This is a genomic window from Paenibacillus sp. ALE2, assembly GCF_054113385.1.
Window position 1 is genome coordinate 318,372 of the sequence record NZ_CM134213.1, and the last position, 13,956, is coordinate 332,327.

Consider the following 13,956-nt stretch of genomic DNA (forward strand, 5'->3'; position numbering starts at 1 on the left):
TTTAAAAGATCTCGCCCAGTTGGTTATATCTATGCAGTCGGCTTTTTTTCTTTTATATAAAAAAGGTGGTTATATTGATTGATGAGGTTATCCATAATTACAGACTGTTTGAGCACACTGGCATGATTAAAGCCATGTTTTGCTTGTAAAATATACAGCTTTTGACGGGCATTCTCAAGCTGTTGACGCAAAATGTCGTCTCTTATCATAATATATCCCTCCCTGTCATATGATCAGTGTAAAGGGTTATGAATAATATACTAAAAATAAGGGTTTGGGATAATTATCTAATTGGCCTATCCGGCAGAATGAATATTCTGATCCGTTGCGTTATTTTGGGCTGAAATCGGGAAAACGTTTTTTCCCTTCGCCCATAGCAACAACGCTGCAACCAGCAAGATGCCACCGTTTAATACGAAGATCCAGCGAATGGGCATCCAGCTACCAAGCATGCCGCCAATCAGCGGCCCCGCCATCGTCGCGAGCTGGGTAGCTGATTGATTCAGGCTAAAGGCTCGTCCACGAAACTCCGGCTTGGTGACTTCCACAGTCATGGCATTAATCGCCGGCATGACAGACGCATAAAACAATCCATATCCAAACCGAAGCGCACCAAAACCAACAAAGTTGGTTACAAAAAACTGCAAGATGTTCCCAATCCCCGAACCGATCAGCCCAATCAGCAACACTTGGGCAAAGCCGATTTTCCCTCCAATCCGGCCCCATCGGGGAGCCATCAGCACTGCCGCGATGCCTACAGCTGAGAATACAATCCCGGAACTTAAAGACGCATGGCTACGGTCCACACCCATTTCAAGCACATACACCGTAATTAACGGTTCCAAGATCATAACAGAAAAGGTACTTAATCCAGCTAGAATAAGCAAAAAGTACAATGGCCGATTAGCAATAGCCTCTTTGATATCATCCCGAACATGCGAGCGGGTGCTGGTGCCCTTGAAGCTATCCTCTCTAGCGCCAAATGTCGCGATGAACGCAGATACCAGTACAAGAGCCGCTGAGAAAAAAAAGGCATTTCGATTGCCATAATAATGGCTCACCACACCACCGATCAGCGGACCTATAATGCTGCCAGTCGCTCCAGCAGTCGCCATAATGCCAAGGGCATAGCCCGTTTTTTCTTCAGGCGAGCCCGTTCCGACCAGCGCAATCGCCGCAGGAATAAATCCGGAGAGAAGTCCTTGAAACAAGCGAACTCCTACAAATACATAGGGGTCTGTCACTAAAGCACATACCAGATATAATACAGCCAGGCTAAACCCTGAACGAATCAGCATCGGCTTACGTCCATACTTATCTGCCAGCGAGCCCCAAAACGGGGCAATCAGCGCGCTCGCTAAAAAAGTAACTCCAAAGGCAATTCCTGACCATAATTCCAGTTGATCGTTAACCCCCAATTCCGTATTCAGAAAAATAGGTAAAAACGGAATCGACACGGAATAGGCCATGCTGCAAAACAATACTCCGATCCACAAAACAATCAGGTTTCGCTTCCAATATAGATGCATGCTGCCACACGTCCCTTCTGTTCATTCCATTATTACCCTCTAAATTAGAAAAGTCTACCGTAAACCTTAGCCTTTCATCGTGGAACAACCACGAAGAAGCTGATATAATCGAATGGAATGGAGATGATGACATGGCTAAAAAGAGAAATTTGTCTTTCGCTGCTCCTGCGGCTCAGGACAAACCTGCTACCTTAAAGGATCTGTTGAGTCAGGACGTGCTGAACAAGCTTAAGGCTCAAGCCAATGAAGCGCAAGCAGAGCAAGACAAGCGTAAAGAAGACGAACGGCAACGTGCCCTTGAAGCAAAAAAAGCTGAACAAAAGAAGCTGGACAACAACTTTGAACATCTGTTGAATAACAGCAATTTGGACTGGCACAAATATAAATAAGCCAAAACCATTGCGGTTTTGGCCTATCTTTACACTTTATGTTATAGCCAGTCACGAATATGTTGTACTGAGTACAGCACCCCTACCCAAACTGGCAGACTGAACGCCATACCCCATATGAGACCTTTAGCCAGTTTTTTGTCTACCTCCATCATGATCCTGCCCCTTTCCTTGGGAATAGCAGCAGTATGGGTCAAGAATACGGCTTTCAAACCCGTATTTCCTTATCCCCAACAAAAAAGGTATGATAGTAAATGGAAAAGTGTTCTGCGCTGTCCCCAAACTATAAAATAGGATGTTACACCATCCAACCTTTCAGGAGGAATATTAATGAACCGAAAATCGATACGCCCATGGTACACATTGTGCCTGCTGGCCATCATGCTCGTGCTGGTTGCCGGATGTGGCACAAAAGCCACCGATGTGGAAGCTGCAAGCCGGACAAGCACCACAACTCCCGCTGCAACTAAAGACAAAAGCAAGGCTGTTTCACATCCAGTTGTCACGATTGTCATGAACGATGGCAAGAAAATCAAGCTTGAGCTGTATCCGGAAGTAGCACCGAACACGGTTAACAATTTCATCTCCTTGGTGCAAAAGGGAGCTTATAACGGTACCATTTTCCACCGCGTCATCCCCGGCTTTATGATTCAGGGTGGTGATCCGCAAGGTAACGGTACAGGCGGCCCCGGCTACAGTATCAAAGGGGAATTCAAGAGCAACGGCGTTAACAATACACTCAAACATACACGTGGCGTATTATCCATGGCCCGCTCAGCCGATCTGGATTCAGCCGGATCGCAATTTTTTATCATGGTTGACGATGCGGACTACCTCGACGGTCAGTATGCCGCTTTCGGTAAAGTAACGTCCGGAATGGACGTGGTCGACGCTATCGTCAACTCCAAACGGGATAGCAATGACAAACCTACCAAACCAGCTACAATGAAAAAAGTTACTGTAGATACGCTGGGTAAAAAATATCCAGAACCCGTCAAAGTAAAATAATCCGTCTTTCATAACGGGATAACCGCAACGACCTTGTGCATACGCATGAGGTCGTTTTTGCTTATCCCCTGATACTTTCTAAGCTGCTGATTCTGTGATGTAGTAAGAGTATATACACAAAAGGAAGCGTTTTCAATCATTATTTTTAGATTTTTTTACTGTTAAATGTGTCTACAGCGTTCGACAAAAGTTACTTAATAAGCAGTAAAGTCGTCTAATTGGATTTGGTCTCGACTGAACGGATGCCTTCCATCTCTTGCAGCAGTGACAACAATTCCTCCACTCCCTCTGACCGAGACAGTTTTAGAAGCATATGAACCATCAACTGCTCACCGTTATTGATGCGCTCGGCGTGAAAGCTGTGAATGGTCAGCTTTTTGTTCTCCAGCAGTTCTTTAATTTGATTCAGTACACCCGGCTCATTATCAACCTGAACTACCACTTGCCGTGTGGACGGGGTAGCCATCTGATAAAAACGACTATGGAGCAAGGACTGAGCCGCCAAAATAAACAGCGTTACACCCGCGCCAAGCCCATACATTCCTGCACCGACAGCAATACCAATCCCGGCGGTAGTCCAGATGCCCGCAGCGGTAGTTAGCCCTTTGATTCTATTTTTTTGTGTAAAAATCATTCCTGCGCCGATAAAGCCAACTCCACTTATAACCTGTGCTGCTATTCTGGAAGGGTCCAGCGACAGGTTAGACCATACAGTCTGGTCTTGAAAACCATATTTGGATACCACCATCATAAGCGACGCCCCGATCCCGACAATGAAATGCGTGCGAATGCCTGCCTCCTTCATCCGACTTTTGCGTTCATAGCCGATTAATGCGCCGCACAATCCGGCAAACATGACTCGAATCAGGTAATCCCAATCCCACATACCTTTTTCACTCCACTATTGTTTATGTTATGAAAAGATGTTGCCTTAATATATAATTCATGATGCTCCGGCAAATGAGCCGTTATACAGCTGTTATTTTGTTATTACCCAAATTTTAAGGAACCTTTACTTCCTGTTCGGGAAGATTGCGATGCGCCTTTCTTCCCTTGAGTAGCCACAGCTCTGGTGTATCCTGCACACCGTCTATACGCATACTAAATGTTCTCGATGGTAAATTGCGTACACGGAGCAATAGACGGTTTCCGTCTGCTGCTGCCTCCACAAGCTCTAGCAGTGTTAGTGAATCATTCACTAGCTTGCGGTTCAAAGCGCGAGTTGAATCTGCGTTGTCCTCCCTACTCCAAATACGAAGTTCGCCCACAACCGGGGCTGCAATTCGCTTACTGAAAGAAATAACCACCTCATCTTCGGCGGAACGTTCCGCCCTAAGAGGTACTGGAGGCTCATCGTACATGTAGCCTCCCAGATGGTACTCATACGCAGTCCAGGCGGCGTAGTCGCTCTCCAGGGTGGCAGCCCCGAACTGCTGCGTCCACTCGCGGTCCCGAACCATCCGCGCGAGCGAACCGATATCCGCTTGCACTCCGAGGGGCAAGCCCGGATATGCGGCGCGTATGGACTGCGCGATGCGAGCATAGCCGCGAATATACTGTGGCGGCAGGCGGCGGCGCATCCAGTCTGGCCAATGGGTCTGGAGTACGTGCATATCCGGGGCTACGCTCCCGATCATGGCTACCGCGTCCAGACCCTGCCATTCCCGCAGCTGACCGGGAATATCGCCACGCCCGCTCACAGCGAGCGACCATGTCGCCACGCAGATGTCCGGCCGGACATCACGCACACCGCCTGCGCCGTTCACCAGCTCACGGATGAGCCCATTCACGGCGTCCACGCGCAGATCGACCCACTGCGCGTACAGCTTCGGGACCTTCCGGTAGTAGTTCCGCGCATGTTTATCACGAAAATTCGGAATGTCCTCACCGTAGCGCGCGCGGAAGGCACGCTGCGCATGCGGCCCAATATCCCCGTACACTCCACTGCGCAGCCCGTTCCATTCGGGGAAATAAGGCTCCGCCACCTCAAAGCCGTCAAACGGAATATCGGTGACGAGCCGGGCAGCGGCTTTCTTTTTCCATTCCACATATTCCTGGGCAAAATGCGAAAGCCGCTGAAAACCATCATTGGGCTCGCGCAGCAGCTCCATGCGCCATTCCTTCCACGCTGGCGGCAGCTGGGACACACCAAAAGAACCGTTACCCAGCACCATCGCCCACACTGCGATGCCTCTACGCTGGAAAGCAGCAACAAGCGCTCCGTCCACTTCATTCTCACGCACGACAAAATAATGCACGATCTGGTAGCCTGCAAGGGCGATCTCATCCGCTATGCTATCCCGCGACCGATTGGCGTAATAGGGAAACAACGGATCAATTTGAATACTGGGACCGTTCATGACCCATGGTTTCATTTTTCCGATTCGTGCTATAGAGTCTGTTATTTCGGATTGGCCCTGTCTCTTATTGTCCAATTCGATTCACCTCCGTCACTCGCGTCTTCTCCGATACTTGCTCAGAATCTATATATTTGGGCTATAAGTTTCTACTGGTTCGCCTATGTTACCATATTTCGCAAATGGGGTGAAATACAGCGGCTACTGTTTCACCATCAACGTTCAGAGGTATTGGTATAACGAGTCAGGTTTAGCTTATGAACGGAATGGGAGGAATAGTCAATGGCAGAGCAGAGATTGCAAGGAAAGATAGCAGTGGTCAGCGGCGGCGGTTCAGGAATCGGTAAAGCAACCGCCATTCGTTTTGCAGAACAAGGCGCCAAGGTAGTCATGCTGGATCGGACACCTGAGCATGCAGAGGAAACCAAAGCAATCATTGAGCAGGCAGGCGGTGAAGCACTTGTGCTGGAATGTGATATTGCCAAGCCAGACATGATTCAGCAGGGGTTCGCTAAAGTCGTGGAAACATACGGAAAGCTGGATATCGTGTTCGCCAACGCAGGCATTAATGGCACCATGGCCCCTATCGAGACCATGGAGCTGGAGGAATGGGACCGCACAATAAATATTAATCTACGCGGCACCTTCGCCACCGTTAAATATGCTGTTCCATACCTGAAAGAACACGGCGGCAGCATTATCATCACCAGTTCCATCAACGGTAACCGAACCTTTTCGGGTATTGGGTTTTCAGCTTACGCCTCTACCAAGGCGGCTCAGGTTGCTTTTATGAAAATGGCAGCGCTGGAGCTGGCACGTTACAAAATACGGGTCAACGCGATATGCCCAGGAGCTATCGACACGAAAATTGATGATAACACGTACCCTACCGAAGACTTGAAGAAGGTACAAATTCCAGTCGAATTTCCGAAGGGCGGAGAACATCCGCTGGAGGATGCTCCCGGTGAGCCAGAGCAGGTCGCCAATCTGGTCCTGTTTCTCGCCTCAGATGAATCATCTCATGTATCGGGTACAGAGATCTATGTAGACGGAGCAGAATCGCTACTGCGTTAAGCATAAAGGGGATCGTTGTCCCCGTATAAGCTACTGCTCAGACATTCTTAGCAGCCTTATCCCAAGTCATTACTAGTGGAAAAGGCTGCTTTTGCATGGCTTTACAACTATTTTATAGCGCCCTGTCAGCACCATGCACAGCTCCTTTGCGAAAGCGGACATACAATCTGCCTCCTGGCAGCACCTCAAACAACAGCATCAGAAGAGAAAAGAATAGCAGTGCAATGACCTCTTCTGCCAAAATATAAACAGGGTAGGGCCCCAAAACATCCAATATCGATGGTGTCGACGGCTTTCCAGTCAGAAACATGTAGTTGGCACCGAAAGTACGGTCTACAATCCACACCATCAACGCCAAGCCATTGAGGAATAGCATAACTCCCCCTACACTCTTCCATGTCGGTCGGAGTCCTGCGATCCAGGTCATATATAGGGCAGCCAAAATAATAGCACTATGAGCTACGAAAAAATGGATAAAACGATAGTGCGGAAAGGCATAAGCCAAATTAGGCGTGAGTACTGCTTGGAGCGCTCCTCCAATTCCGGCAAACAGGACGACCGGATATAACCAACGGCTGCGGAACATAAGCATCAGGATGGACAACAGCAGTGTCACACTGCACAATTCTAAGGGCAACGATGTCTGGACATCCCAAATATGCTGTGCCACATACCATATATTCAAAGTCACCTCTGAAAGAATGAGGACCATAATTAATAACCAGCGAATTCCCTCACTTACAGGCTTATTTGACCGAACCCATCCCCGCGTTAGCCACAGCAGTAAAGCACATACAATGAGCCCCAGTATAGCCAACCCATGTGACGGAGTAAAGGCTTCGAACCCTTCCGGCGCATACGCATCGAACCAAGACCCTGACCACAGCCAGTCCATAGAAAGCCCCCTTCGATTTCTTTCTCTCTTTGTATCTTCTATTTTATACCAAATAGTCGAATATGTTCTAGCCGTCTTTCTTGCTTGTTCAATACCTTAACCTTTATGATAAAAGATATTATATTCAAAGGAGAACACTCATGCCGATTAATCGCCGATTAATTACAGATCAGGATTTCAGCGAGGCACTGGAACGTCATCTTCGTGTCCGGGTATTTCAAGATGACCAATTGATTGGCTCAGGCGGGACGATAATCCGTTTTGACGATCAGACCATCGTTGTGCAGTCTAGCGTCAGTGACCTGGCTTACCATCCCAGAAAACAATGTGAATTTTTTGAAATTAAAAAATAGCCACCACACACCGGAGAACCATTTTGCTTCGTTTTCCGGTGTGTAGCAGCTACGTTTTTATGGGTATGCATCATGCCTCACATGACGTTTTTAGTTATAGTTGATTCCACGTGTTTTCATCATGAGTTTATTCGTAAGCACTTTCAAGTCCTCGGAAGAGGATGAAATTTCCTGCATAATAGCCGTCTCCTCATGAGCAGCCGTATAAATTTTGTGAGCACCTTCAGAGAACGCCCCTGACATTTGCTGGATACGATGAATCTGCTCAAAGGTTTGATCCACCCGATTCGTCTGCTCTGTTACGGCTTCTTCCATGGTGCGAATGCTTTCGACAAATTCACGTACAATAGCGTTCAAACGGTTCAGCGTCTGGTCGACAGAGCTTGTCCGTTCCGCCTCAGCACTGACTAAAGACGTTTGCTGATGCATCAACTCCACAGTCTCAACGATTTGTGACTGTACACGGCTAACGATAGCATTAATTTGCTGTACAGACTCCGTACTTTGGGCGGCCAGTGCGCGAATTTGGTGCGCCACTACAGCAAAGCCGTTCCCTTCTTCTCCCGCACGTGCCGCTTCTATAGAAGCATTCAGCGCCAACAGATGGGTCTGTTCGGCAATATCCTTCACCGTGCTTGTAATCGCTTCAATTTGTGAAGCTTCTTTTTCCAGTCGTGCAATCACCTGCTGTGAACGACTATGTGAAGCTGTCAGCTCACCCATGCCATCCATCAGGGATGAAAATACAGTCTGCGTTGAATCCACCGAATGCTCCATATGGCCTGACAGTTCAAGCATATGCCCCGATTTGCTACGCATCATTTTAAAATCGCCCAGCATTCGATCCGCTGTTTTAATAGATTGGGCAGAAGCTTGCTTTTGCTGCTCTACGCCATCCAAAATATCTTCTACTACCGTAGACATGGACTCGATTTGCGCCGTAGCCTGTACAATAGCCAAGCTCAGATTTTCTGCACTTTGCGAAGTTGTTCTGGTGCTATACGAGATCTCATTGAACATATCTTTAATGTTCAACATCAGATGCCGAAATGCATCGTACAACACTTTGATTTCATCATCTGAACGGCGCTCTGGAATTACGACAGACAGGTTGCCCGCCGAAGCTTCCTCTGCCGCCTTGGCCAATCTAACAATCGGCCGTGTAAGTAATTTTGAGATCAACCAGCCCAAAATGCCACTCCACAGGACACCCAATAACAAAATAATCGAGGTGTATACCCATTCCTGTGTACCATGAGCAAGCCAGTCCTTGAGTACAAAAATAAAAAAAGCGCTTGTTCCATAGGTTATTGCTGAAATCAAGACAAATGCAGTAACCATTTTCGTACCTAGTGACATCTTCATGTACTGTAGCCCACCCCAAAAAACTCAAATTTGATTCCATTTTACCATAAAATTGCTACATTTCTAGTAGTATTTTTCACAGACACCTATATTTATAAGCATAAAGATGCAGAGCCTTAAGTCTCCTGACCTAACTACAAAAACAACCTTCTATTCAGGCAGCAAATTACGTCAAAAAAGCGGACGAATCGCGCTGCCGCTTATGTTGCAGGCCATTCGCCACATCTGAAGCGATCTATTGCTTCGCCACGCCATCTTCCATCATTGAGAATAACTGTCATCCTTCTGTTCAACAATCGCCTTTTTAACCGCTTCAATTGTGTCTATTTGGTGACTGTTTTTTTCCAGTACAGTAAACTCCCATAATCCGCTGGTCAGCTTGTCTCCTTGCTGGATATCAAAACGTTCGGAAAGCATCCAACCGCCAATCGTATATACGTCCCCGGCCTCAATATCTGTCTCCAAGCGCCGATTGACCTCATGGATAAGCGCCTGTGATTTGAGTATGTAACGATGATCATCTGTTTTTGTAATGAGTGGTGTTAGCGCTGCGGGGGTTTCGGTATCCGTATAGGAAGGAATGTCTCCAACAATTTCCTCCATAATGTCCTCTAGGGTGACAAGCCCAGACGTTCCACCATATTCATCCACCAGCACCGCTACTGGAATACGTCGTTTTTGCATCTGAATCAGCAGATCCCGAGCCTGAACCGTTTCAATCACCTGAAGCACCGGATGAATGTAAGAAGCCATCGTTGTATTTCCTGTGCTATGCCCACGGGCCAAATCATGCAGAGCTTCCTTCACACGAATCATCCCGATAATACGATCCCGGTCCCCATGTTCAGCTACAGGTAGAAAATTATAAACTTTGTCCTCGATCAGCTCCATAAACTCGGCTACCGTTGCCTGGTGAGATATAGAACGGATGTGGATGCGCGGTACCATAATTTCCTGCGCCGCACGGTCGTCAAAATCAAATACATTGTTCAGGTATCGATATTCTGTCGGTGTAATTTCACCACTACGAAACCCTTCAGATAACGCCAGTCGAAGCTCGGCTTCACTGAGTGCTGCATCTTCTTCGGATACTTTTTTTAGCCCAAAAAGCCCTGTAATGACACGTGAAGAACGACTGAGCACCCAATTCAGAGGATACGTTATTTTATAGAATACCGTAATCGGACGGGCAAAAAACAATGCCATCGGTTCGGCAATTTGTATGGCGAAGGTTTTGGGTACCAGTTCCCCAACGACCACCTCGAAATAGGTCAAAATCAGAAAAGCCAGCAAAAAGGAGAGCACTCCCGTTAGTCCAGCTGGAATATGCGCCAACACAAACAGGGGATGTAGCAGCTTCTCAACTGTAGATTCCCCTAACCAGCCTAGCGCCATTGAAGTTAATGTGGTTCCAAGCTGACAAGCGGATAAATACTCGTCGAGCCGAGACAGAATATTTTTAACAGCTTTCGCATTTTTGTTGCCCTCTGAGGCCAATTGGTTGATACGAGATACCCGAACACGGATAATGGAATACTCTGAGGCCACAAAAAAAGCTGTTAAAGTGATAAGTAAAATAACTAGAATGATATTTATCGTTTCCATAGCCCTCTCTTGCTCCGTTGATGCCGAAGCAAGAAGCACCCCCTTTGACATTCATTTTTGGTTGGAACCATAACATAAGTAATGATGTCCATAATCGTGTATTACCCAAAAATGACAAGGAATAGACTATGTATGTCTTTGTTAACGAATCGCCAGCGGACTCTTTTGCACGATATCTATCCATTGATCGGCTATTAACTGGTGCCCGACCGCTGTCGGATGAACCCCGTCATGCAGCCAATAGGAAGCGTCCGCCTTGGTAGCGGCCTCGTTCAACATGCTCTGGAGCGGCACAAATACGGCCCCATATTTGTCGGCAAGTTGACGTACAATACGCTGGTAGCCCGTTATTTTTTCTTGCCAAGTGTCCCAGCGCGCCTCGGTAGCTCCCGTTTTCAAAATAAACGGCTCACACAGTATCAGCCCGGTATCTGGCATCACTTCACGCGTCTCCTCCAGCAAGTGACAATAGGCTCGTTCAAATCGGTCCGTCACCCCGGACGGCTCCTGCTCCACGATCCGCCAGGCATCGTTCACTCCGATTAGAATACTGAGCAGGTTCGGCTGTAGGCTAAACGTGTCTTCATTCCAACGAGCATACAAATCCGAAACCCGATCCCCCGAAACACCCCGGTTTACAAATTCCGGTTGTGTAGCAGTCAGTCGACTCCCGAGTGTCCCAGCGATCAGATACACATAGCTCTGACCCAGCCAATGGTTCGCGTCCTCATTCCGTCCCCTTCCTCCGTCTGTAATGGAATCTCCTTGAAAAAGAATACGTGTGTGTCCTGTACTCGGCATTTTTCCACTGTCCCCTTTCACAATTTCCAATAATACCCTTATCATACCCCGTATTCTCCGAATTGGAAAGCGGTTTCAGAATTTGAGAGAGTTATAGCCATTATGCAGGTGGATGGTGCTTCCCACCGCTATTGCTTGTGCAGCACCATTCCACCTACTCCGTTTTTATGTTAATTTCTCGATTTCAGACCGCGCGGTACTTACACACCTCGCGAAAATTACAGCCGCCGCAGACCCTGCGTGAAGGCATCGGTGTAAAGAAAGACTCGGGCTTGGGTCGATTATAGTAATCATCATCGAGGCAGGACTTCATTTCCTCGATGTAACGTCCTACATTGCCAACTACCTTCTCGATATCCTCTGGTGTGGGGCGATATACTTCATGCTCTCCTGTCATCAAATACTCTACCCGTACCTCAATTTTCTCCAAAGGAAGCTGATAATGCTCCTGCACATAGGAAGCATACAAAAATAACTGGTCGGAGAAGTCGCCTTCCTTACCTGTTTTCCAATCTACAATAACCATGTCTCCGTTGTCTCTACGATAGAGCAAATCCATTTTGACATATACTTTTGTCTCATGTAGGAGCATCGTATCCCATTTTTCCACCTCAACGATTCGGGCCTGGCCCTGTTGCAGCTCACGCCAAACTGCGGTACGGTACAAATTGTGTACCACCGCGTGCTGTCGCTCCTTAATCCGGGCAATCCGTTCCGAAAGCACTTCATCATCGTAGTAAATTTCGGCCAGCATGACCCGATTTTTGGGATCTTGGAGCCATAACTCACGGTGTAAGGATTCCTTGTAGCTGTCATTCAACATGCTCTTCATAGCGGTCTCCAGAAATGCTGTGCGCGGGACAGCCCCTTTTTCCATCCACCCACGTATGACCGATTCACACATTTGGTGCGTAATATTCCCGAATAAAATATATAAGTTGCTCAGTTGCTTAAGCCGATACAACGTAACTTGTTCTTCAGTGCCCTGTGCCGAATTCCAGCCATTATGCGAGCCGTAATAATGATAATAGTATTTGCGTAAGCATTCGTCGAACGTTTGGGCCCTTGATTGTGAATAGGACCAGGACGGATATATTGCCATGACAGGCCCTCCTTCATTAGAACTTCCATCTCTCTATTATAACGCATGCCTAAGCTGTATCGGCCATAAAAAGAACAAAGACTTTAACCTATAGGTTAAAGTCTTTGACTGACTAGTTAGTACACTTGCTACGAGTCCGTTCAGCATTGATCAATTCGCTTACATTAACAGCACCATCCTCACGGACGTTGACAACGAGTACTGGAGTTCCCAGCATTCCGCTGATCCACTCCTTGTAATCATCCACATGATCATTGGGAAGAATCGTCAAGATCACACCAGCAAAGCCGCCACCATGTACCCTGCATGCGCTATCACCAATTGATTTTAAATACATTTCTGTTAAAGCCAGTGCAACCGATACATCTTGTTCCCGATCAATCCCACTTCTATAAACGTTCTGCAGCCATTTCCAGGAAGAGTTTCCAGATTCGGTGACCAGCCTTAAGAAATCAGAAAAGCGCCCTTCCTCCAGCGATTTCACCTGCTCATCCACACGCTTATTTTCTTCAAAAAAATGCAAAGCACGAAGTACTGCCCGATCCCCAGCTTTTTCCCTGACCATCTTGAGATTGGCATACAGATTCTCAGGCGATAAGTCACGGCAAACAGAAGCGCCCAAAGACTGAGCCACAGCACGCATTTCGTTCGGCACCGCTGCGTAGTCATCCGTTAAATCAGCATGATTTCCACCTGTATTTACAATAACCAGGGAGTACCCGTTTTGTTCAAAATTCCAATGGACTGGATTAATGATCGGTTCCTTGGGATTTTCAAAATCAATGGAAATCAAGCCGCCATAGGCGCAAGCCATCTGATCGAGCAGCCCCGAAGGCTTGTTCCAGTAGACATTCTCCGCATACTGACCAATTTTGGATTTAGCAACAGTATCTAATGCTCCCTCGTTATAAAAATGATTTAATATTGTGCATATCAACATTTCAAACGAAGCGGAAGAGCTTAATCCTGAAGCAGAGAATACATTACTCGATATATAAGCCTGAAATCCTCCGATGCGATACCCGAATTCAAGTAAACCAGCTGCAATGCCACGGATCAGCAGCATCGTACCATCATCCTCCGGTTTTGGAGCCAAGTCGTTTAAATCAATGACGTATTTCGTTTTGTAGCCTTCAGAAAAGAAGGTTATAACGGATTCATCTACTTTAGCAGCTACAGCGATCGTATCAAGTGTAATACTGCCTGCCAGCACCTTCCCGTGGTTGTGGTCTGTATGATTCCCTCCAATTTCGCATCGCCCTGGAGCACTAAATAATTCAATATCCCCTACACCAAAATGCTCCTGATACGCCTGTATAAGTGATTGATATCTAGAGGTTTGCTCGGAAACTTGTTGTTGACCGTACATTCGAGCAAGCACCATCTGTCCCTCGCTGGAATTCAATAGCTCCATATCTTTCATCGTATATCCCCCTACTTGTATGTGTTTTCCACTCAGAATGATGCTTTAATTATCT

General features: G+C 47.1%; 14 protein-coding genes. 4 read left to right on the forward strand and 10 right to left on the reverse strand.

The genetic code is table 11. From position 1 onward, the window contains the following. Positions 1 to 29 precede the first annotated feature (29 nt). The gene (locus tag ACXHJ1_RS01330) at positions 30 to 209 is read right to left on the reverse strand and encodes an aspartyl-phosphate phosphatase Spo0E family protein (protein WP_013369715.1); all 180 of its coding nucleotides are present in this window, start codon (positions 207 to 209) and stop codon (positions 30 to 32) included. 87 nt (positions 210 to 296) lie between these two features. After that, on the reverse strand, positions 297 to 1,529 hold the full coding sequence (locus ACXHJ1_RS01335; RefSeq protein WP_019686325.1) for an MFS transporter: 1,233 nt from the start codon (positions 1,527 to 1,529) through the stop codon (positions 297 to 299). Positions 1,530 to 1,660: 131 nt separating this feature from the next. Here ACXHJ1_RS01335 and ACXHJ1_RS01340 point away from each other — a divergent pair, with 131 nt between their 5' ends. Together ACXHJ1_RS01340 and ACXHJ1_RS01345 are read left to right on the forward strand one after the other, a co-directional pair. Continuing rightward, the gene (locus tag ACXHJ1_RS01340; protein WP_044786420.1) at positions 1,661 to 1,918 is read left to right on the forward strand and encodes a YqkE family protein; all 258 of its coding nucleotides are present in this window, start codon (positions 1,661 to 1,663) and stop codon (positions 1,916 to 1,918) included. 330 nt (positions 1,919 to 2,248) lie between these two features. Next, entirely contained in the window at positions 2,249 to 2,926 is a 678-nt protein-coding gene (locus ACXHJ1_RS01345; protein WP_017426371.1) for a peptidylprolyl isomerase, read from the forward strand. A gap of 214 nt (positions 2,927 to 3,140) precedes the next feature. On the opposite strand, the gene ACXHJ1_RS01350 is transcribed toward ACXHJ1_RS01345, so the two are convergent. Together ACXHJ1_RS01350 and ACXHJ1_RS01355 are read right to left on the reverse strand one after the other, a co-directional pair. After that, positions 3,141 to 3,812, reverse strand: a complete 672-nt coding sequence (locus tag ACXHJ1_RS01350; RefSeq protein ID WP_016821376.1) for an MgtC/SapB family protein — start codon at positions 3,810 to 3,812, stop codon at positions 3,141 to 3,143. Positions 3,813 to 3,927: 115 nt separating this feature from the next. Continuing rightward, positions 3,928 to 5,361, reverse strand: a complete 1,434-nt coding sequence (locus ACXHJ1_RS01355; RefSeq protein ID WP_457905454.1) for an N-acyl-D-glucosamine 2-epimerase — start codon at positions 5,359 to 5,361, stop codon at positions 3,928 to 3,930. A 204-nt stretch (positions 5,362 to 5,565) separates the two neighbouring features. Here ACXHJ1_RS01355 and ACXHJ1_RS01360 point away from each other — a divergent pair, with 204 nt between their 5' ends. Next, the gene (locus tag ACXHJ1_RS01360; protein ID WP_016821378.1) at positions 5,566 to 6,357 is read left to right on the forward strand and encodes an SDR family oxidoreductase; all 792 of its coding nucleotides are present in this window, start codon (positions 5,566 to 5,568) and stop codon (positions 6,355 to 6,357) included. A gap of 112 nt (positions 6,358 to 6,469) precedes the next feature. On the opposite strand, the gene ACXHJ1_RS01365 is transcribed toward ACXHJ1_RS01360, so the two are convergent. Beyond that, the gene (locus ACXHJ1_RS01365) at positions 6,470 to 7,252 is read right to left on the reverse strand and encodes a YwaF family protein (RefSeq protein WP_457905455.1); all 783 of its coding nucleotides are present in this window, start codon (positions 7,250 to 7,252) and stop codon (positions 6,470 to 6,472) included. A 140-nt stretch (positions 7,253 to 7,392) separates the two neighbouring features. On the opposite strand from ACXHJ1_RS01365, the gene ACXHJ1_RS01370 reads away from it, so the two are divergent. After that, the gene (locus tag ACXHJ1_RS01370; RefSeq protein WP_016821380.1) at positions 7,393 to 7,605 is read left to right on the forward strand and encodes a hypothetical protein; all 213 of its coding nucleotides are present in this window, start codon (positions 7,393 to 7,395) and stop codon (positions 7,603 to 7,605) included. Positions 7,606 to 7,695: 90 nt separating this feature from the next. On the opposite strand, the gene ACXHJ1_RS01375 is transcribed toward ACXHJ1_RS01370, so the two are convergent. The 5 genes from ACXHJ1_RS01375 to ACXHJ1_RS01395 form a co-directional block, all read right to left on the reverse strand. Further along, a complete protein-coding gene (locus tag ACXHJ1_RS01375) occupies positions 7,696 to 8,970 on the reverse strand; it encodes a methyl-accepting chemotaxis protein (RefSeq protein ID WP_016821381.1) in 1,275 nt (424 codons plus the stop codon). 261 nt (positions 8,971 to 9,231) lie between these two features. After that, positions 9,232 to 10,575, reverse strand: coding sequence for a hemolysin family protein (locus ACXHJ1_RS01380; RefSeq protein ID WP_016821382.1), 1,344 nt, complete (start codon positions 10,573 to 10,575; stop codon positions 9,232 to 9,234). A gap of 141 nt (positions 10,576 to 10,716) precedes the next feature. Further along, the gene (locus tag ACXHJ1_RS01385; RefSeq protein WP_016821383.1) at positions 10,717 to 11,421 is read right to left on the reverse strand and encodes an SGNH/GDSL hydrolase family protein; all 705 of its coding nucleotides are present in this window, start codon (positions 11,419 to 11,421) and stop codon (positions 10,717 to 10,719) included. A gap of 139 nt (positions 11,422 to 11,560) precedes the next feature. Beyond that, complete coding sequence (locus tag ACXHJ1_RS01390; RefSeq protein WP_457905456.1) at positions 11,561 to 12,478, reverse strand: PD-(D/E)XK nuclease family protein; 918 nt, start codon at positions 12,476 to 12,478, stop codon at positions 11,561 to 11,563. Positions 12,479 to 12,590: 112 nt separating this feature from the next. After that, positions 12,591 to 13,901, reverse strand: a complete 1,311-nt coding sequence (locus tag ACXHJ1_RS01395; protein WP_457905457.1) for a galactokinase — start codon at positions 13,899 to 13,901, stop codon at positions 12,591 to 12,593. Positions 13,902 to 13,956 lie beyond the last annotated feature (55 nt).